This window comes from Pseudoalteromonas sp. D15MCD-2, assembly GCF_038562745.1.
In the GTDB taxonomy this organism is placed as follows: Bacteria; Pseudomonadota; Gammaproteobacteria; order Enterobacterales; family Alteromonadaceae; genus Pseudoalteromonas.
Genome location: NZ_JBCFQE010000001.1, coordinates 2,587,567 through 2,606,111 on the forward strand (window position 1 = coordinate 2,587,567; position 18,545 = coordinate 2,606,111).

Annotated in this window: 17 protein-coding genes and 1 pseudogene; 10 read left to right on the top strand and 8 right to left on the bottom strand. The window is 42.2% G+C overall.

Annotation, left to right across the window (positions count from 1 at the left end; translation table 11 throughout):
- Positions 1-130: 130 nt before the first annotated feature.
- Entirely contained in the window at positions 131-703 is a 573-nt protein-coding gene (gene efpL / locus AADY36_RS11855; protein WP_055020721.1) for an elongation factor P-like protein EfpL, read from the bottom strand.
- Positions 704-893: 190 nt separating this feature from the next.
- Between efpL and AADY36_RS11860 the strand changes: the two genes are divergently transcribed.
- On the top strand, positions 894-1,280 hold the full coding sequence (locus tag AADY36_RS11860; RefSeq protein ID WP_054553214.1) for an MmcQ/YjbR family DNA-binding protein: 387 nt from the start codon (positions 894-896) through the stop codon (positions 1,278-1,280).
- A 13-nt stretch (positions 1,281-1,293) separates the two neighbouring features.
- On the opposite strand, the gene AADY36_RS11865 is transcribed toward AADY36_RS11860, so the two are convergent.
- The 3 genes from AADY36_RS11865 to fadI all read right to left on the bottom strand — a co-directional run bounded on the left by AADY36_RS11865 (position 1,294) and on the right by fadI (position 5,494).
- A complete protein-coding gene (locus AADY36_RS11865) occupies positions 1,294-1,824 on the bottom strand; it encodes a GNAT family N-acetyltransferase (RefSeq protein ID WP_054562135.1) in 531 nt (176 codons plus the stop codon).
- A gap of 134 nt (positions 1,825-1,958) precedes the next feature.
- On the bottom strand, positions 1,959-4,184 hold the full coding sequence (gene fadJ / locus AADY36_RS11870; protein ID WP_054562137.1) for a fatty acid oxidation complex subunit alpha FadJ: 2,226 nt from the start codon (positions 4,182-4,184) through the stop codon (positions 1,959-1,961).
- Positions 4,184-5,494, bottom strand: coding sequence for an acetyl-CoA C-acyltransferase FadI (gene fadI / locus AADY36_RS11875; protein WP_054553218.1), 1,311 nt, complete (start codon positions 5,492-5,494; stop codon positions 4,184-4,186). Before fadI ends, fadJ begins: the two co-directional genes overlap by 1 nt.
- Positions 5,495-5,830: 336 nt before the next feature.
- On the opposite strand from fadI, the gene AADY36_RS11880 reads away from it, so the two are divergent.
- From AADY36_RS11880 to AADY36_RS11915, 8 genes and pseudogenes are all read left to right on the top strand, one after another.
- Complete coding sequence (locus tag AADY36_RS11880; protein ID WP_055020720.1) at positions 5,831-6,787, top strand: AAA family ATPase; 957 nt, start codon at positions 5,831-5,833, stop codon at positions 6,785-6,787.
- A gap of 3 nt (positions 6,788-6,790) precedes the next feature.
- Positions 6,791-7,735 carry a DUF58 domain-containing protein gene (locus AADY36_RS11885; protein ID WP_054562138.1) on the top strand — a complete coding sequence of 315 codons (945 nt, stop codon included), beginning with the start codon at positions 6,791-6,793 and terminating at the stop codon, positions 7,733-7,735.
- Between the two features lie 2 nt (positions 7,736-7,737).
- A complete protein-coding gene (locus AADY36_RS11890; RefSeq protein WP_054562139.1) occupies positions 7,738-8,178 on the top strand; it encodes a DUF4381 domain-containing protein in 441 nt (146 codons plus the stop codon).
- Positions 8,171-9,157 carry a vWA domain-containing protein gene (locus AADY36_RS11895; protein WP_054562140.1) on the top strand — a complete coding sequence of 329 codons (987 nt, stop codon included), beginning with the start codon at positions 8,171-8,173 and terminating at the stop codon, positions 9,155-9,157. The genes AADY36_RS11890 and AADY36_RS11895 overlap by 8 nt, the downstream gene beginning before the upstream one ends.
- 1 nt (position 9,158) lies before the next feature.
- The gene (locus AADY36_RS11900) at positions 9,159-11,051 is read left to right on the top strand and encodes a vWA domain-containing protein (RefSeq protein ID WP_342409018.1); all 1,893 of its coding nucleotides are present in this window, start codon (positions 9,159-9,161) and stop codon (positions 11,049-11,051) included.
- Entirely contained in the window at positions 11,045-12,694 is a 1,650-nt protein-coding gene (locus AADY36_RS11905) for a BatD family protein (RefSeq protein ID WP_342409019.1), read from the top strand. Before AADY36_RS11900 ends, AADY36_RS11905 begins: the two co-directional genes overlap by 7 nt.
- 66 nt (positions 12,695-12,760) lie before the next feature.
- Positions 12,761-13,309, top strand: a pseudogene (locus tag AADY36_RS11910) (sigma-70 family RNA polymerase sigma factor); the annotation flags it as partial.
- Entirely contained in the window at positions 13,309-14,058 is a 750-nt protein-coding gene (locus AADY36_RS11915; protein WP_342409020.1) for a DUF3379 family protein, read from the top strand. The pseudogene AADY36_RS11910 and the gene AADY36_RS11915, both read left to right, overlap by 1 nt.
- A 77-nt stretch (positions 14,059-14,135) precedes the next feature.
- On the opposite strand, the gene AADY36_RS11920 is transcribed toward AADY36_RS11915, so the two are convergent.
- The 4 genes from AADY36_RS11920 to AADY36_RS11935 form a co-directional block, all read right to left on the bottom strand.
- Positions 14,136-15,326 carry an amino acid aminotransferase gene (locus AADY36_RS11920; RefSeq protein WP_342409021.1) on the bottom strand — a complete coding sequence of 397 codons (1,191 nt, stop codon included), beginning with the start codon at positions 15,324-15,326 and terminating at the stop codon, positions 14,136-14,138.
- 73 nt (positions 15,327-15,399) lie between these two features.
- Positions 15,400-16,059 (bottom strand): GAF domain-containing protein, encoded by a 660-nt coding sequence (locus tag AADY36_RS11925; RefSeq protein ID WP_055197972.1) that lies wholly within the window; start codon positions 16,057-16,059, stop codon positions 15,400-15,402.
- 45 nt (positions 16,060-16,104) lie between these two features.
- On the bottom strand, positions 16,105-17,775 hold the full coding sequence (locus AADY36_RS11930; RefSeq protein WP_055020715.1) for an ATP-binding SpoIIE family protein phosphatase: 1,671 nt from the start codon (positions 17,773-17,775) through the stop codon (positions 16,105-16,107).
- Complete coding sequence (locus AADY36_RS11935; protein WP_054562148.1) at positions 17,775-18,080, bottom strand: STAS domain-containing protein; 306 nt, start codon at positions 18,078-18,080, stop codon at positions 17,775-17,777. Before AADY36_RS11935 ends, AADY36_RS11930 begins: the two co-directional genes overlap by 1 nt.
- A 133-nt stretch (positions 18,081-18,213) precedes the next feature.
- On the opposite strand from AADY36_RS11935, the gene AADY36_RS11940 reads away from it, so the two are divergent.
- Positions 18,214-18,543, top strand: a complete 330-nt coding sequence (locus AADY36_RS11940; protein WP_054562149.1) for a translation initiation factor — start codon at positions 18,214-18,216, stop codon at positions 18,541-18,543.
- Positions 18,544-18,545 lie beyond the last annotated feature (2 nt).

Consider the following 18,545-nt stretch of genomic DNA (forward strand, 5'->3'; position numbering starts at 1 on the left):
TTTATTATTGTTTTCGTAAGCCAATAATAATGCGCGTTTTTCGTTCCTTTTTCAATGAATTTTGTTATGAGCGCGTTACAAATAAAACAAAAAAACCGGCTATAAGCCGGCTTTCAAAGGAGTTACAGAATTATTTTTCTGCGCGACCCATAAATTTATGCTCAACGGTATTAATACGAATACGGTCGCCTGTTGAAATATGCTCAGGAACTTGAATCGTTAAACCCGTTGTTAAACGTGCAGGCTTTGAACGTGCACTTGCTGAAGCGCCCTTGATTGAAGGGTCTGTTTCTTCAACTACAAGCTCAACACTCGATGGTAAATCTAAGCCAACTGGCGAGCCATCAATCACAATAACGTGAAGACCTTGAGTTTCTTCATTAACGAATAAAATCTCTTCGCTGATCGCTTCTTTATTTAGGTTATATGGCGTGTAGTCTTCGTTATCCATGAAAACATACTCTTCACCGTCAATGTAAGAGAACATAGCTTCACGACGAATGAGATCAGCAAGCTTTAGCATGTCGCTGTCTTTAAATGTTTCATCAACTTTACCGCCTGTTACCACATCGTATAAACGCATACGGTATAAACTGCCACCAGCACGACCTTGTGGTACTGAACGTTGAATATCTTTAACTACTAAAACACGGCCGTTATGCTCGATAGCGGCGCCTTTTTTAACTTCACTTGCCTTAGGCATGGGTGTATTCCTATCGTTTTTTGATGACAGAAATTTACCACGTAATGGCTTTTGTTCAATAAAAATTTACAGTTTTGACTCGCAGCCGTTATTTATTCGATTTTTCAGCAAATTATGACAATAGTTGTCTCAAAACTACGAAAAAGCTGCTATCTTTATAACTACGAAAAATGACTTCAAGGATTGGATCATGAATCAACACACAGTACACGAGTATTTAATGAAAAAGCCATTGGTGATGATCACCCAACCATTTGGCCAAGATGTCGACGTTTACAAGGTGAATCATAAAATGTTTGCCACCCTTGCCGAGGGCAAAGAAGGCCAAACAGACGATGAGGGAAACCTTGTATGGTGGCTAAATCTGAAATGCGATCCAGATGAAGCCCAAGCACTGCGTGATATTTTCCCGTCGGTGATCCCGGGTTATCACATGAACAAACGTTTATGGAATACGGTTATTTTAGACGGCACCGTACCACAAGGAGAGATTGAACGAATGATTGATAATTCGTTTGATTTAGTGGTTGCGAATATGCCTGAAAAAGACAGAAAAGCGATTGAGCTTCATCTGTAAAATTGCGCACTGATCACGCTCTGTGATCAGTGCAACTTAAATGAAAATGATGATCGGTATACAAAACACCGCCAATAGCATACGCATCTAGCTGCCTATCGACTAACTGAAAACCACATTTCTCAAGTACTTTTTCTGAACCGATATTACCCTCGGTAACAACCGCTTTAAATTCACGTACAGCATGTTCTGATTTGGCGTAATCAAGCACTGCTTGCAAAGACTCTGTGGCATAGCCACGACCATGAAAATTAGGCAGCAACAAATAACCGACTTCTTGACTATCTGGCACTGTTGATGAAGTAAACCCAGTTACCCCCACCTCTTTACCAGTACTGGTTTCAACAATAACTAAACAAAGTGGTGAATTCGAATTTGGCTGCCAAGGCTTTAAGCGTTCATTAAACTTAGCTCGCAGCTGCGCCTCTGAGGGCTTATCGAAGCATTTAGCTATCACTTCAGCATCATTATGCAAAGTATAAAACAATGGCCAGTCATCGGCATTTAACAGCCGTAATGTTAATCGCGCAGTGGTGAGAGTCATGGTGATTAATCGCTTTGTAAATAAACCTAGTTATAACAAACTGATTTCGTGAGTTAAATACCACTTATGGCCAATATAGAAGAAAAAAGCCCCGCTCAATGAGCAGGGCTTTTAAAATTAACTAATTTAAAGAATTAGCTTTTAGTCGTTTCTGTATCAGCATCTTCTGACGCTTGCTCGTCTTCAACCACTTCTTTGGTTACTTCAACCGGATCGACAGGCGTAGCTTCAACTACTGCCGGCTCTTCGCTTTCTGCTTGGTAAAAACGACCACCTTTTTCAGCCATTGCTTTTAACGTATCGCAAGGTGTGAAAATTGGGTTGTAGTTAGCAAAAGTCGCCATTTCAGAGCTCACTTGTGCTGCACCCAGTTTATCCATATAGCTAAATGGACCGCCTAAGAATGGTGGGAAACCGATACCAAAAATAGCACCAATATCACCGTCACGTGGGCTTGCAATAATACCATCATCTAAACAGCGCACCGCTTCATTCAGCATTTGCGCAACACAACGTTTAGCAATTTCGCTCTTGTTTAAACGAGGTGATGGCGTAACACCAAGTAGCTCGTAAACTGACTCATCCACTTTTTTATCTTTCTTGTCGTAAAGATAAAAACCACGGCCAGTCTTACGACCTAAACGCTTAGAATCGATTAAGCGATTAAAGGCATCCGGCGCTTTAAAGCGCTCGCCCAATTCTTTTTCAAGGATTGGCGCAATTTTAGAACCGATATCAATCCCTACTTCATCAAGAAGCGCTAAAGGCCCTACCGGGAATCCAAACTCAACCAATGCTTGGTCAATCTTTTCAATTGGCTCACCTGCTAGCAGTAAATTAGCCGCTTCATTGACATAAGGCGCTAAGATACGGTTTACATAGAAACCAGCCATATCTTTAACCACAATTGGTGTTTTACCTTGCTTACGGGCGAAGTTAACAACGCGTGCGATAGTCTCTTCAGACGTACCTTCATGTGGAATGATCTCAACAAGTGGCATTTTCTCAACAGGTGAGAAGTAATGCAGACCAATTACATTTTCTGGGCGTGCTGCATCAGCAGCAATTTGTGCAATTGGTAATGATGAGGTATTACTTGCAAAAATCGTGTTGTCTTGGCACTCACGTTCTACATCAGCCACCATACCTTGCTTTAAAGCAAGATCTTCAAACACGGCTTCGATAACGATATCAATGTGTTTAAAGCCGCTGTAATCGGTGGTGCCGGTAATGCGGTTCATGGTTTGTTGTAGATCAGCTTTAGATAAAATACGACGCTTTTGCTTTTTATCTAAAATCTTATAGCTGTAGTTCATTGCATTGCTGATGCCCTTTTCAGCCACATCTTTAATGCGCACTGGAACACCCGCTTTTACAGCACTAACATGGGCAATACCCGCGCCCATGAGGCCGCCGCCTAATACTGCCGCTTTAGCGATTGCTGGCGCATCATCATTACGCCACTCTTTTTTCATTTCAGTGGTTGCAAAGAAAATACCGCGTAATGCTTTTGACTCATCACTCATTACCAGCGTGGCAAAGCCTTCAGCTTCAGTTTTGTATGCTTTTAACTGATCAAGTTCAACACTTGCACGAACAGCTTTAATAATGGCTAAAGGTGCCGGGTAGTGACCGCCTGTTTTCTTCAGCACGTTTTCTTGTGCTTTTTTGAAAATAATATTGCGACCAAATGGGTTTGACTCAAGTAATTGACTTAAACGGTCTAGCTTAGGTTTAGTAGCCTTCGCCTTACCTTTCAGGGCAAACTCTTTTGCAACGTCAAGTAATACACTGTGTGGTACACAGTCATTTACTAAGCCTGTTTTCTTCGCTTGCTTAGCACGCACTTGCTTACCTGTAAGCATCCACTCAAGTGCTTTTTGCAAGCCAACTAATTTAGGTAAACGTTGAGTACCGCCACCACCAGGTAATAAGCCTAACTGTACTTCTGGCAAACCAAGCTTAGTGATATCGCTGTCTGAACACACGCGATAATCACACGCTAAAGCAAACTCTAAACCGCCGCCCAATGCAGCACCATGAATAGCACTTACTGTTGGAAAAGGCAGCTTTTTCATATCGAAAAATGCTTGCTGACACATTTCGCTTAACGCTAATGCATCTTCACGGCTATTGGCGCTATCAAGCATTTTAATATCAGCACCGGCGATAAAGTTATCGCTTTTACCACTAATAAATACCATGCCTTTTACTGCTTGCGCTTGTGCGTCTTTGAGTAAGGTTTTTAAATCTTCTGCAAAACTACTGCGCAGGGTGTTCATTTTCTCACCCGGCACATCAATGGTTACAACGGCTACGCCGTCATCAGCCACTGATAAACTAAATACTGAATCTGTCATTACGCACTCTCCAATACAAAGGCTGCGCCTAAGCCACCCGCTGCACACGCAGTCGTAAGCGCTAAGCCGCCACCGCGACGATTAAGTTCATGTAAGCTTTGCGTGATCAGGCGCGCACCTGTTGCCGCAAATGGGTGACCGTATGCAAGTGAGCCACCTAATACATTGAACTTGTCCATGTTAATTTCGCCGATCGCTTTGCTGCGACCTAGCTTTTCTTGTGCAAATTTATCTGACGCAAACATCTTCATATTAGCCAGTGTTTGCGCTGCAAATGCTTCATGCATTTCGATTAAATCTAAATCAGCTAATGTGATACCTGCTCTATCTAGGGCAATTGGCGTTGAGTGCGCCGGACCCATTAGCATATCTTCATGTACACCAATTGCTGAGAAAGCAAAACTGCGTACATAACCTAGAATGTCGTAACCCAATGCTTTGGCTTTACTCTCACTCATCATTAATACCGCAGCCGCCCCATCAGTTAATGGCGTTGCGTTAGCTGCAGTCACTGATCCGTGCTGACGGTCAAATACTGGTTTTAATTTCGCGTAGCCTTCAACCGTTGAGTTATGACGAATGTTATTGTCTTGCTCAATAAAGCTCTTATAAGGTGCAACATGTGCAGTCATTACTTCATCTTTAAGTTTACCATCAGCCCACGCCTGACTTGCAAGGGTGTGCGAACGATGTGCTAAGGCATCTTGATCTTCACGGCTGATGCTATGTGTTTTCGCCATTTGCTCTGCTGTTTGACCCATAGATAAACCAGTAGAGTACTCAGCGACCGCAGGCGGAACAGGAAGTAAATCTTTTAAACGTAGTTTAGAGAAAATCTTTAATCGCTGACCAAGCGTACGTGCTTTGTTTAAATCAACAAGGCTACCCGCTAATTTTTTACTAACACCAATAGGTAATACAGACGATGAGTCAGCACCACCGGCAATACCTACTTGCACTGAGCCTGCCATAATTGACTCGGCTACGTTAGCAATGGCTTGGAAACTTGTTGCACACGCACGCGAAACAGAATATGCATCAACAGAAACAGGCATACCCGTACCTAATACGATTTCACGGGCAATGTTTGGCGCTTCTGGCATTTGCACTACTTGTCCAAATACAAGTTGGTCAATTTCAGATTTATCAAAGTTAAGTCGTTCAAGCATTTCGTTGACAACTAACTTACCCATATCAAGGGCTGGTACATGATGGAATGCTGTGGCTTGCTTTGCGAATGGCGTTCGCAGGCCGCTAACGATAGCGATACGATCGCCTTTTGCTGTTTTAAGTATATTTTGCTCAGACATTTATGCTCTCCCGCTGACAGGTCTGACCTGTTTGTTTTTCCTGATTCTAAAACAACCCGTGTACGAATGCCAATAGTAAGTTTTCAACCATAGGCTTTTTTCGGCCTATTTACAAAAAAACACCGTATTTATATGGTAGGCTAAAAATCCTTAAAAAATAACGAACTATTTGAGGATTTTGTGTCTAACACTTGTGTTATAACTTTTGAATCCTTATAACTTGTTAATAGCGCCCCACCACGGTACCGCGCAAAGAATTTATCGGTACTGAACATAACGTATTGGCGCATAACAAAAACAATTTTTGACTCACGCTTTTAGGACAGTCTTTTTATTATGGCAGTTAACGCATTTTCACAATTAAAATCATACCTAGACACGCAAATTATCGGCCAACCACAATTAACTCAAGCACTGTTAATCGCAATTTTGGCAGATGGCCACTTATTAGTTGAAGGCCCTCCGGGTCTTGCGAAAACGCGTGCAGTCAATGCCTTAGCGAAAGGCGTTGAAGGCAGTTTCCAACGTGTGCAATTTACCCCAGACTTATTACCAGCAGATGTAACTGGTACCGATATTTATCGCCAGCAAACCAGTGAGTTCGTATTTGAAAAGGGCCCGTTATTTCATAACCTAATTTTGGCTGATGAAATAAACCGTGCCCCTGCTAAAGTGCAATCAGCCCTACTAGAAGCTATGGCTGAACGCCAAGTAACGGTAGGCAAAAACACCTATCCACTGTCTGATCTGTTTATGGTTATGGCAACCCAAAACCCGCTAGAACAAGAAGGCACTTACCCACTACCAGAAGCTCAGCTTGACCGCTTCTTATTGCATTTGAGCATTGATTACCCGGGTGCTGAACACGAATTAGATATCCTACGCCTAACCCGTGGCGAGGCTATTTCTGATATGCAGGCAACGACACAACAAATTAGTCAAAGTGAGCTATTTGCTGCCCGTAAAGCGATATTAGGTTTGTATTTAGCTGAGCCGCTTGAGAAATACCTAGTACAGTTAATTGTTGCCACTCGTGAAGCAGCAGAGCTTGATGAGCAACTTGGTCGCTGGATTGAATATGGCGCAAGTCCGCGTGCAACCATTGCCCTTGATAAGTGTGCCCGCGCGCATGCTTGGCTAGAAGGCCGTGACTTTGTTGCCCCAGATGATATTCAAGCAGTGCTGCATAATGTATTGCGTCACCGTATTATCTTAAGTTACGAAGCACAGGCCGATGGCATCAGTAAAGACGATGTGATCAGCCGTATTTTAGAATTGGTGGCAGTGCCATAAGCTATGTCGAGCCAATTTGATACAGCGGCGTGGTTAGCAGCGAGTCATAGTCAAGGCGTCAATTTATCACTCAAAGAGTTGATGTATTACAAAGCCAAAGCTCGTTTGCTAGAACTTGCGCCCAAAGTAAAAATCAAAAACAGCTTAGCTGGGCAATACCTTGCACCTCATAAAGGGCGCGGTATGGAGTTTGCCGAGGTGCGTCATTACCAAGCCGGTGATGACATACGCTCTATCGACTGGCGTGTTACCGCACGCACTGGCGAAACCCACACTAAGCTGTTTCAAGAAGAAAAAGAACGCCCTGTTTTTGTCTTTACCGACTTTTCTAACTCGATGCTGTTTGGCTCAAAGTTACTGTTAAAGTCGGTGCAAGCAGCGCACATTAGCGCACTGGTTGCTTGGTCGGCGTGTCAACGAGGTGATCGCATTGGTGGCTTGGTGTTTAACCAGCAAGGTCATCACGAATTAAAACCGACCTCACGAGAGAAAGCAGTGTTAAAGCTTTGTCACAACTTATGTGATATTCACAGCCAAGCTCTGACTAATATCGATCAAACAGCCACCAGCTTATTTAGCGAAAACCTTAAACGTCTTAATCATTTAGCAAAACCAGGAAGCTTGGTTTATATCGTCTCTGATTTTAGCGCCCTTGATGAAGCAAGTTTCAAACAACTTGAAATACTGAGCAGGCACTGTGAATTGATTGGCTGTCATATAAGTGATCCGTTCGAGCACCAGCTACCTGCTTTTAAACAAACGGTGACAGTGTCGGCAAATGGCCAAGAGCTTGCTTTACCATTAATGGATAAGCAATTTCGCGAGCGCTTTGCTAAGTCTGCCGAAGAGTCGTTTTCTAACAGATTAAAACGCTTACAAAAATCTGGGCTTAGTTTAATTTCATTCAGTGCAGCCACTCCTCTTGAGCTGCAATTAGTGAGAAAGTAACAATGCAAAAAAATCCGCTAGATGGCTTACATGATGTCATTGCACCGACCGAGGTTGCATGGTGGCCACTTGCTCCAATTTGGTGGCTAATTATCGCCTTAGTTGGTTCGTTAATAATTTTCGGCTTAGTGCTTTTATATAAAAACCAGCAATTTAAAAAAGCCAAAAAACAAGCCATTAAATTAAGTAAAACCCTTAGTGATGATGACGCGCAAGAGCTACACATTATTTTAAAACGCTTAACTCGTCATTATTACAGCAGTCAGCTTGCTTCTCAGCCTTTGGCTAAGTGGTCTGAAAGTTTATCTAAACTCAGTGGCGACAACTTTAGTTACGACGAGTTGATGCCGCTTTATCAACAACAAAGTAATAATGCTGAGCTCGGGGCTAAATTACGCAGTGCTATTAGCAACTTTAAACTCAAGGAGCCAATTAATGTTTGAGTTTAGTTGGCCATGGTGTTTTGTGCTTTTACCCTTACCTTGGTTATTAAGCCGCTTTATGCCGTTAAAGCAACAAGGGCAGTTACGTTTACGTATTCCTGGCTTTGCTAAGCTTGGCTTAAATAATCAAGCAGTACAGCAACACAGCCGAAAAGTTTCATTGCTTGAATGGGCTGTTTGGATCTCTTTAGTTGTCGCTATTGCAAATCCAACTTGGCTTGATGAACCTATCACACTGCCTAATGAAGGCCGCGATATTATGCTGGCGGTGGATTTATCTGGCTCGATGACAGAGCAAGATATGGCCTACCAGAATCAGTATGTTGATAGGCTTACCATGGTAAAAGCCGTACTCAGTGACTTTATTGAACAGCGTCAAGGTGACCGCCTTGGTCTTATCTTATTTGGTGATACCGCATTTTTACAAACACCTCTTACTCGTGATGTTAAAACCGTAAGCCAAATGCTCAGCGAAGCGCAAATTGGTCTAGTAGGTAGAGCAACAGCCATTGGTGATGCATTAGGTTTATCTGTAAAGCGTTTTGCTAATAAAGATGAAAGTAACCGTATCGTTGTACTATTAACCGATGGCCAAAACACCGCCGGTAACCTTGATCCAGAAGATGCCCTGCTGTTAGCCCGCGAAGAAGGCATTAAGGTATATACCATAGGTGTTGGCTCTGATAACCCGCGTGGTTTCAGTCTATTTAATATGGGGGGGATGAGTGGCGGTAACTTAGATGAAAGCCTACTCAAGCGTATTGCCGAGCAAACCGGCGGCTTATACTTTAGAGCAAAAGATGTGGCTGGCTTACAGCAAATTTATCAAGAGCTCGATAAGCTTGAGCCAATTAGTAGCGATGAACAAACGTTCCGCCCACAAATTTCATTGTTTTATATTCCACTGCTTGTAGCGCTAGGCTTAATAAGCTTAGCAATGCTCGTGAGTTTTATTCGCCAATTTAAGCAGGAGAGCTAGTATGGATTTTGAATTTATTCGCCCTGCCCTACTTTGGTTATTAATCCCCGCGCTGATTATTTTTAGTGTGCTGTTGGTACGCAACAAAAAAAGCGCCCCCGCTGATTTAATTGCCCCCCATTTGGCACAATTTGTAATGAGCGATAACCATAAAAAACAAAGCCAACCGCTTTGGCTAGTTGCGGTGTTTATCCTGTTAGCCATCGTTTTTTCAGCAGGTCCAAGCTTTGAGAAAAAACAAGTTCCCGTGTTTCAAGCAAAGAATGCGCGGGTCATTGTGATGGATATGTCGTACTCCATGTTCAGTACCGACATCGCACCAAGCCGATTAGTGCAGGCTCGCTTTAAAGCACTTGATATGATTGAGCTTTTCAAAGAAGGTGATACGGCATTAGTAGCTTATGCAGGCTCTGCATTTACCATTTCGCCGCTAACCAATGACGCTAGCACTTTGGCTAACCTTATCCCAAGCCTAAGCCCTGATATCATGCCGAGCAAAGGTTCAAATGTTATTGAAGGCCTAGAAAAAGCCGACGACTTACTTAAACAAGCTGGCTATTTAGATGGTGATATTATTTTAGTCACCGATGGAGTTGATAGCCTAGATCAAGAAGATATTAGCCGCTTTACCGCTCAGTCTAATTATCGTTTAAATGTCTACGGAGTTGGCACAGAGCAAGGTGCGCCGATTAAGTTACCAGAAGGTGGCTTTTTAAAAGACATACAAGGGCAGATTGTGATTCCAACGCTTAATGTCAGCCGCTTAAGTTCGCTTGCGCGCAACAGCGGTGGCAAATTTGCACTGTATCAAACCAGTAATCAAGATATTCAAACATTTGCCCCAACAGCCAATGCTGAAGTACTCAAAGATGAGAAGCAAAGCCAAGCGTTATGGCGTGTTGATGCAGGTATTTACGGCCTGATTATTTTATTGCCGTTAGCGCTCTTTTTAATTCGCCGTAGTAGCCTAGTAGTTGGCTTTTTGTTTGTTATGTTCCTACCTCAGCAACAGGTTTACGCCGCCGAATTACCTGAGGTGTTTAAAAACCAAGACCAACGTGCTCTTGATGCCTATCAGCAAAATCAATTTGAACAAGCCGCCCAAGCTGAAAACACACAACTTAAAGGCGCAGCTCTTTATCAGCAAGGTAATTACCAAGCGGCCATGGATGCGTTTAGTGAAGATAAATCCGCAACGGGTTTGTACAACTACGGTAATGCCCTTGCTAAGGCAGGTGAGCTAGAACAAGCCATAGAAGCATATAAGCAAGCCCAACAGCTTAAAAATGACTTCACTGAGGCAAAAGAAAACCAAGCCCTCGTAGAACAGTTATTGCAGCAGCAAGAGCAACAGCAGCAACAAGATCAACAGCAGCAACAAGATCAACAGCAAAACAATGATCAACAAAACTCTGATGGCCAGCAAGATAACCAGCAAAAGCAACAGGGTGAAAATTCACAGCAAGGCGAAAACTCTGAGCAGAGTGAGCAGCAAGATGGCCAACAACCTTCAGACCAAGGTGAGCAATCAGATCAAAAAGGTGAACAAAGCGAGTCTGAAAGTGACCAGCAAAACAAACCTGAAATGCAATCTGAAAAAGACACGTCGTCACAATCAGGAGAACAACAGCCAGAGCAAGCTCCTGAGCAACAAGAGGCCCAGCCACAGCCATCGCAAAACGACGAACAAGCTAAACAGCAAGCAGAGCAACAAGCCATGCAGGCACAAGCTGCTGAACTGACTAATGAAGAGAAAGAGAAAGCCCAGCAACTTAACCAGCTGCTGCGCAAAGTTCCCGATGATCCTGCGATCTTATTAAGAAATAAAATGCAATTAGAAGCACAAAAACGAAACTATCAACGTCGTCCACGAGGAGCCGAAAAATCATGGTAATGCGATTATTATGTTGTTTATTGCTAATCGCGGCAGCGCCGCTTTGGGCTGCCACCCAGCTACAGGCAAGTGTTGATAAAAACCCTGTCCTTGCCGGTGAGTTTTTTGTTTTAACCATCTCAGCAGACGACTCTATTAACAGCGAACAACCAGACACTTCGGTGCTATTAAAAGACTTTGTTGTTGGGCCGACCAGTGTTAGCTCGCGCACTAATATTATTAATGGTGAAATCAGTAAGCAAACTAACTGGTCTGTAAAGCTGATGACCCGCAAAGAAGGCACTTATACCATCCCTGCATTTACTGTAGCTGGTGTCAGTTCAAAACCCATTGAGCTAACGGTAGCTAAGCGCAGTCAAACCTCAGAGCAAAATAAAGAAGCCTTCATTAAAACAAGCATCAAGCCAACTAGCTTATACGTGCAAGAAGCCGGTGTTTATACAGTTAAATTGTATTTAGACAACAACAAAGAATTGCTTGATGGCAACTTAACTACGCCAGAAATGGAAAACGCTGAGCTAACCCCAATTAACAAGCAATCTGAAGACTATGAGTTAATTGATGGCAAACGCTATTTAGTTATCACCCGTGAGTACTTAGTGCAGCCACAAAAAAGTGGCGTAAATACTATTACGGCACCTGTGTTCAACGGCCGTATTCGTCAAAACTATCGCCAAATGGCTGTGTCAGCGATGGGCGAAGATGTTGATGTTGAAATCAAGCCAATTCCAGATAACTACACAGGTGCATGGCTACCAAGTGAACTGGTTAACCTTGATGAGCAATGGCAACCAAAAGACGACACCGTTGAAGTTGGCACGCCAATCACTCGAACTATCACCTTAACCGCATTGGGGGTTACTAAAGAGCAACTTCCTGATATCGATATGCCGCAGGTGCAAGGTTTTAGAAGTTACCCTGATGAAAAAGAGAGTAACCACCTGGTACGTGATGGCCGCGTTATTTCACAGCAAACTGCTTCTTATGCTTTATTACCGCAAACACCGGGCACTTACACATTGCCTGAAATAAAGCTGCCTTGGTTTAATACTAAAATCAATCGTATTAGCTATGCGACCATACCTTCACGCACACTAACCGTTGTGCCAAGTACAAATCCACTCACACCAACAGCTCCAGCTATCGCAGAGCCGCAAACCGCAAGCTCTAATGAGCTGAGTGATACGCCAACTAATGTACAAACCGTTACGCAAGTTGCGACCCCTGTGTGGCTTATTATCGTGGCAATTGTCGGCTATGGACTTTGGTTAATCACCTTAGTGCTTTACATTAAAAAGCGCCCTCAACAGTCGACAGCTGAGCCATTACCTACCAGTGGTTCATCAGTATCGTTAAATGAGCTTAAGCAGTTTGCAAAGCAAAACAATAGCTCAGGGTTTTATAACGCATTGAACCTTTATGCAAAACAGCAAACAGGTAAAAATGCAGCCGCCATCGAGTGTTTACTAGCATCGCTGAAAAACACACAACTTAATGATGAAATTGCTAAATTACGCACTAAACTTTATAGTTCAGCAGATGAACAGGTTGATTTAAGCTTAATCGTCAGTTTGCTAAGCCAAGCAACAAAGCACACTAAATCGACAAGTAATGATACTGAATTAAAAAATCTTTACGATTAACTATTAGAAAATAAACGGCTAATCTTGAATTAGCCGTTTTTTTAAGAAAAAAATAATAATCTCAGAAAGTTTTTTTCTGATAGGCAGGTCTTAGTTACTATGACAGAAAAACAAAAGCGATATGAAGCGCTGGTTCATGTCTACCACAGTGAGCTTTTTCGCTTTGCGTATTGGTTGTGTCGTGATCAGAACATTGCTGAAGACTTAGTGCAGGAAACCTTCCTGAGGTCTTGGCGTGCCTTGGATTCACTGCAAGATCAACAAGCAGTCAAACCTTGGCTGTTAACTATTTTGCGCCGCGAGAACGCACGCCGCTTTGAACGTAAACAATTTGATTACGCCGATGTTGAAAACGACACCCTTGTAGATGAACAAAGTACAACCCTTGATGCTGAAATGGAACAAACAGTGATTCAACGACAAATAGGAAAGTTATCACAAGAGTATCGAGAGCCATTGCTATTACAAGTAGTAATGGGTTGCTCTGGCGATGAAATTGCCCAGATCCTCGATTTAAATAAAAATACTGTCATGACACGACTTTTCCGTGCCAGAAACCAGCTTAAAGAGGCTTTAAGCAGTGATGATGATCAACTTAGAGGAGCATCAAATTAATGGATGAACTCGAGTTTCGCCGCCGCATCCTCGCCGAGCCAAGCACTATTGATAAGGAACTTGAAGCGTTTGCCGAGCAGGACACAGATAAACAGGCGTTTATTGATGATGTGCGCGCTTTAGATGATGAACTAAGTAATGCGCTTAACATCCCCGTGCCTGAAAATTTAGCAAAGCGAATTATTGATAATACCTATGCCGCAGAAGAAGCGCCTTCAGAGCAGCCGCTAGACACCATTATTGAAGCTAAGTCGCGCTTTGCCTTTAATCGCTTGTATTTAGCCGCTGCAGCGTCGTTTTTAGTAGCAATTAGTGTGTTCTTTGTCACTAACAAACAACATACGTTATACAGCGTGGGTGAGCATGCCTTTGCGCACCTATACCATGAGATAGGCTCGCTAGATAAACATGAAGCGATAGATCTTGCCTATGTGAACGAAAAGTTTGCCACCATTGGCGGACATTTAGATGAGCTACCAGGTGAAGTAACCTATTTAATGTTTTGTGACTTTCAAGGCAAAAAAGGTCTGCACTTGGTATTTGAGTCTGATTTTGGCCCGATGACGGTATTCATTGTGCCTTCTGACGAGCAACCATTTGGCACTGGCTCTGACGATTTCAATGATGAGCGTTTCGCTGGCCACATCAACCGTGGTGAGCGAGCGGATACTATCTTAATAGCGAGTATTGGCGCTCCACTTGATAGCTACAACAGTATGATCAATGACGCCATTCGCTGGCTGCATTAATACCTACTCGTAGTAACACATATTACAGGCATAAAAAAACCGCAGTCACTGCGGTTTTTTTATCGCTATAAAGCAGGTTACTTACAAACGTCTGCTACTGCATTTGCAAAGTAATCAATGTTTGCATCACTGATACCAGCAACGTTTACACGGCTAGAACCCACAATGTAGATAGAGTACTCTTTTTGTAAGCGCTCGATTTGCTCTTTATTAATACCTAGGAATGAGAACATACCATTTTGACGGTCAATAAATGAGAAGTCTTGCTCAATGCCTTTCGCAGCTAAGCTTTCTTTAATTAAAGTACGCAAACCATTAATGCGATTACGCATTTCATCAAGCTCGTCGTGCCACATTTGCGTCAGCTCAGTGCTGCCTAAAATCGTGCTAACAATATCAGCACCATGTGCAGGCGGCATTGAATAGATGCTACGTACAACACTTAATAATACAGAGTTAGAGATATCAGCAGTTGCTGCATCTTTAGCAATGATTGAACATGCACCGATACGCTCGCGGTATAAACCGAAGTTTTTCGAACAAGAAGAACAGATGATTAACTCATCTACCGCTGCTGCTAATTTACGAAGACCCGCTGCGTCTTCTTCAAGGCTTGAACCAAAACCTTGGTAAGCAATATCAACCAGAGGCGTGAAACCAACTTCAACAGCAAGATCAGCAACGGTGCTCCATTGCTCAGCATTTAAATCCATACCGCTTGGGTTGTGACAACATGCGTGGAATAACACAACATCACCTTTAGGCACTTGCTTAAGGGTATTAATCATGTCATCAAATAAAAGGTCTTTATTTTCGTAATCGTAGTAAGGGTATTCTTTTACTGTTAAGCCCGCCGCTTCAAATAAGCTGATGTGGTTTGCCCACGTTGGCGTAGTTACCCATACAGTCGCATCTTTGTTGCAACGCTTGATGAATTCAGCTGCAACACGTAATGCACCTGTACCACCTGGTGCTTGTGCAGTGCGAACACGGTTAGCTAAAAGTGCTGGATGCTCACCCAGTAATAAGTTTTCCATTTTTTGACAGTAATCTAGGTTACCTGCCAAGCCAATGTACGATTTACTGGTTTCGTTATCTAAACGAAACGCTTCCGCTTTTTTAACCGCTTTTAATACAGGCGTATTGCCTTGCTCATCCTTATAAACACCTACGCCCAAATCGATTTTCTTTGGGTTTGTATCTTGTTTAAAGGCCGCCATTAGGCCAAGAATAGGATCTGTTGGTAATGGTTTTAATTCTGAGAACATTGACTATCTCTTTTTATAGGGGTTAGCGTTGCCACTAGCTTAACATAAAAACCCAGCCTGATTACTAGTTAAATTAGACCAAGAGTTGAGGAATTTTAATACAACAAGCCACAAGTAATGCAAGGGTTTGCTGATCAAAGAAATCATTATTAAATGCTTCTGCATCTATAATACCTAAGCATTCATTTTTGTCTGATAATAATGGTAAACAAGTCTCAGCTTTCACCTTCGGGTCGCAAGTATAATACTCACCACCTTGTGCGAGGTAATCGGCTACGTTATTGATCACACGCCCTTGCTTAGAAAGTGCAACTTGAACATTGTTACTACCTTTAGCAAATGCTTCTGTTAGCGGGAATAATGGACGGCTCGGTGCACCATGATAAACCAGCTTTAATAACTGAGAACCTTCATTAGTCTCTGTCGCTTGATAAATACCAAACCAATCAACTTGAGTTTGGGCAACAACAAAATCTATAATTTGTTGAAGCTTAGCCAGTTTTTCAGTATTGGTAGCATCATCGGCAACATAATCATTTAATTTGAATGGTTCATCTTGTAAGTAGCCAAACAAGCTACACGCACCACCCTCGCCTAGCTCAGGAATTTGATACTCCCAACGCACTGCTGGTAAAGCTGACTCTGCAAGATAATGTTCAAGGTTTGATAATTGCTCAGCAACCAAATTTTCTGGTAATTTAAGCTGAGCTGTCGATAAGTAGTTAGAAATCATTTAGCCATCCAAACATCTATAATGCCAGAATGATAACATGCGATTTTAGTGTGAGCTAGTACTGCTTGCTGTTAATTGATAATAAATTTCGACTTGGTTGCCTGCACTATTGAAGGTCACTTTTGAAGCTACTTCCCCAAGCAAGCACAAGCCTCTACCATGCTCTCTTGCAAGGCTTTGTTGATTTGCCTGTTCTTTACTAAAACCATTTCCTGAGTCGCAAACAGTAAAATATAAAGCAAGTTCTTCTGGGCAATAACGAATATCAATAATGATTAAGGCATCGGTTAAATTTGCGAGGGCCTCTTCACGTTGTTGATAATAAATTAAAAAGCCATCTTCCTGATTTTTGACCTCTGAGTCGAGACCTAACACCCCATGATCTAAAGCGTTGTTATACGCTTCTGAGAGTATCAAAAAGATATTAGCGCGATGTGCATTTAACCCCGCTACTTTGCTTATTACATCAACAACTTCCAGCACCGGATCGGTACTTTTGATTTGCTTTGAGTTCAAGCTCAATGAAAAATTAAAAGGTAATGCGGATAGCGGCTCTGATTTTTGCTCAGGCTCGCGCATTGGTAAGCAATTTAATAATACGAGGCTCAAGTCGTCTTGTTGTTTACTACCACGGGCAAATTTATTGACTCGTTCAAGTACTTGCTCAGTAGAAATAGCAGGTTTTGAGGCTAGCACTTTTTTAAAGCGATGCTCACCAAAGTACTCGTCATGTGGACTAGTCGTTTCAATGATACCATCGGTTGCCATGACAATGCGGCATGTGTCTTCTACTTCAATGTGAATAAGTGCACGTTCGAATTCATCTTCTTCTAAAATACCCAGTGCCATGTGTTGAGATTCAAGGGTACGAATAACTTCACCGCTTTGATTGATGATATAGGTATCGGGTAAGCCCCCTAGCCATGCCGAGATACTTTTTCCGGTACTGCTAAGCTCTATGATGGTTGCAGCACAAAACATGTGGCCTGGTAATAACTTACCTAATACTGAATTGATTTCTGCGGCAATATCACTCACAGACATGCCCTTACTCACCATGGTATAAAATACTCTTGAAGCAGGGAGAGCTCCGACTGCAGCGGCTAAACCATGACCAGTAAAATCGCCAAGCATGCAATATAAGCTACCTAATGGGCTTTGTGCGACCAAAAACATATCGCCATTAAACATAGCCGCAGGCGATAAATGAAAATCTAAATGCTTAGGAAAAGATTGTTGGTTCTCAAGAGCATTATTAAAAATATGTTCGACAATTTCATGTTCACGCTCAACTTGATTTTGATGATATTCAAGTTGTAGATTTTGCTCTCTTGCCTTTTGGCTTAAATTACGGATCCGGCTATGCGCTTTAATTTTCGCGTTAAGAATCACTTCTTGAAACGGCTTATGTAAAAAGTCATCGCCGCCAACCGCTAAGCAACGCTCAAAACTCGCTTCGTCTTCTAAAGAGGTAATAAAAATAATCGGCAAATAGACTTGGCTAAAGCGCTCTTTGATAATAGCAGCGGTTTCAAAGCCGTCCATCACAGGCATAATGACATCGAGTAACACAATATCAATGGTGTGTTCTTCGAGCAGGTTTAAAGCAACAAGACCGTTTTCAGCGCTATAAACACGGTAGCCCTGCTGCTCTAACATCACGGTTAATAAGCGACGATTTAAGGCAAGATCGTCTACAACCAGAATATTAAGCATCAATCAATATCGAACTTTTTATCAAAACGTGAGATTTGCAGGATTTTTTTCAATTGCGGTTGGCAGTTACTAATTTGAATTGTTTCAACTTTGCCTGTTAGGTTTTTTTTCATGTTCAGTAACATGCCTAACGCTGAGCTGTCCATGTAATCTGTTTCTCTAAGGTCTATAACCACTTTATCGATATTGTCGTTGAGATCGGCATACGCCTGACGAAAAGATTGCACCAAATTAAAATCAAATTTTCCTTTGATTTGTACAGTTAATATAGCGCCATCAGCAGAAGTGCTGCGCGTTAAACTCATAATAAACTCCTAATAAACAAATCTTTCCTGATACTTAACTAAATATAACCGCTTAAAACAAATAAGCCAAAAATTAAAACACTTAGGATGAAATTTGTTATCATTTAGCCAAGCTTTTATAACGAGATCTACCATGAGCGATAATAATCTAGTTTATTCAACTGCTACGGGTCGCATTGAGCAACCTAAAGAAAGTAAACCAAGCCAAGGTAAAATTTTTAAAGACGGCTTTTTACGCATTGAACGTCAAACCAAAGGACGCAAAGGTAAGGGCGTGATGTTAGTTGTTGGTATCGACAGCGAGCAGCATGACTTAAAAAAATTAGCCAAAACCATTAAAAGTAAAATGGGCCAAGGCGGTGCAGTAAAAGACGGTATCATCGAAGTACAAGGTGATGACAGAGATAAGCTAAAAGCGATTCTCGAAGGACTAAAATTTAAAGTTAAAATTGCAGGGGGCTAATC

Coding starts and splice junctions, on each gene's coding strand:
- efpL (WP_055020721.1), bottom strand. CDS start 703: ATGCCTAAGGCAAGTGAAGTTAAAAAAGGCGCCGCTATCGAGCATAAC.
- AADY36_RS11860 (WP_054553214.1), top strand. CDS start 894: ATGAATCAACACACAGTACACGAGTATTTAATGAAAAAGCCATTGGTG.
- AADY36_RS11865 (WP_054562135.1), bottom strand. CDS start 1,824: ATGACTCTCACCACTGCGCGATTAACATTACGGCTGTTAAATGCCGAT.
- fadJ (WP_054562137.1), bottom strand. CDS start 4,184: ATGACAGATTCAGTATTTAGTTTATCAGTGGCTGATGACGGCGTAGCC.
- fadI (WP_054553218.1), bottom strand. CDS start 5,494: ATGTCTGAGCAAAATATACTTAAAACAGCAAAAGGCGATCGTATCGCT.
- AADY36_RS11880 (WP_055020720.1), top strand. CDS start 5,831: ATGGCAGTTAACGCATTTTCACAATTAAAATCATACCTAGACACGCAA.
- AADY36_RS11885 (WP_054562138.1), top strand. CDS start 6,791: ATGTCGAGCCAATTTGATACAGCGGCGTGGTTAGCAGCGAGTCATAGT.
- AADY36_RS11890 (WP_054562139.1), top strand. CDS start 7,738: ATGCAAAAAAATCCGCTAGATGGCTTACATGATGTCATTGCACCGACC.
- AADY36_RS11895 (WP_054562140.1), top strand. CDS start 8,171: ATGTTTGAGTTTAGTTGGCCATGGTGTTTTGTGCTTTTACCCTTACCT.
- AADY36_RS11900 (WP_342409018.1), top strand. CDS start 9,159: ATGGATTTTGAATTTATTCGCCCTGCCCTACTTTGGTTATTAATCCCC.
- AADY36_RS11905 (WP_342409019.1), top strand. CDS start 11,045: ATGGTAATGCGATTATTATGTTGTTTATTGCTAATCGCGGCAGCGCCG.
- AADY36_RS11915 (WP_342409020.1), top strand. CDS start 13,309: ATGGATGAACTCGAGTTTCGCCGCCGCATCCTCGCCGAGCCAAGCACT.
- AADY36_RS11920 (WP_342409021.1), bottom strand. CDS start 15,326: ATGTTCTCAGAATTAAAACCATTACCAACAGATCCTATTCTTGGCCTA.
- AADY36_RS11925 (WP_055197972.1), bottom strand. CDS start 16,059: ATGATTTCTAACTACTTATCGACAGCTCAGCTTAAATTACCAGAAAAT.
- AADY36_RS11930 (WP_055020715.1), bottom strand. CDS start 17,775: ATGCTTAATATTCTGGTTGTAGACGATCTTGCCTTAAATCGTCGCTTA.
- AADY36_RS11935 (WP_054562148.1), bottom strand. CDS start 18,080: ATGAGTTTAACGCGCAGCACTTCTGCTGATGGCGCTATATTAACTGTA.
- AADY36_RS11940 (WP_054562149.1), top strand. CDS start 18,214: ATGAGCGATAATAATCTAGTTTATTCAACTGCTACGGGTCGCATTGAG.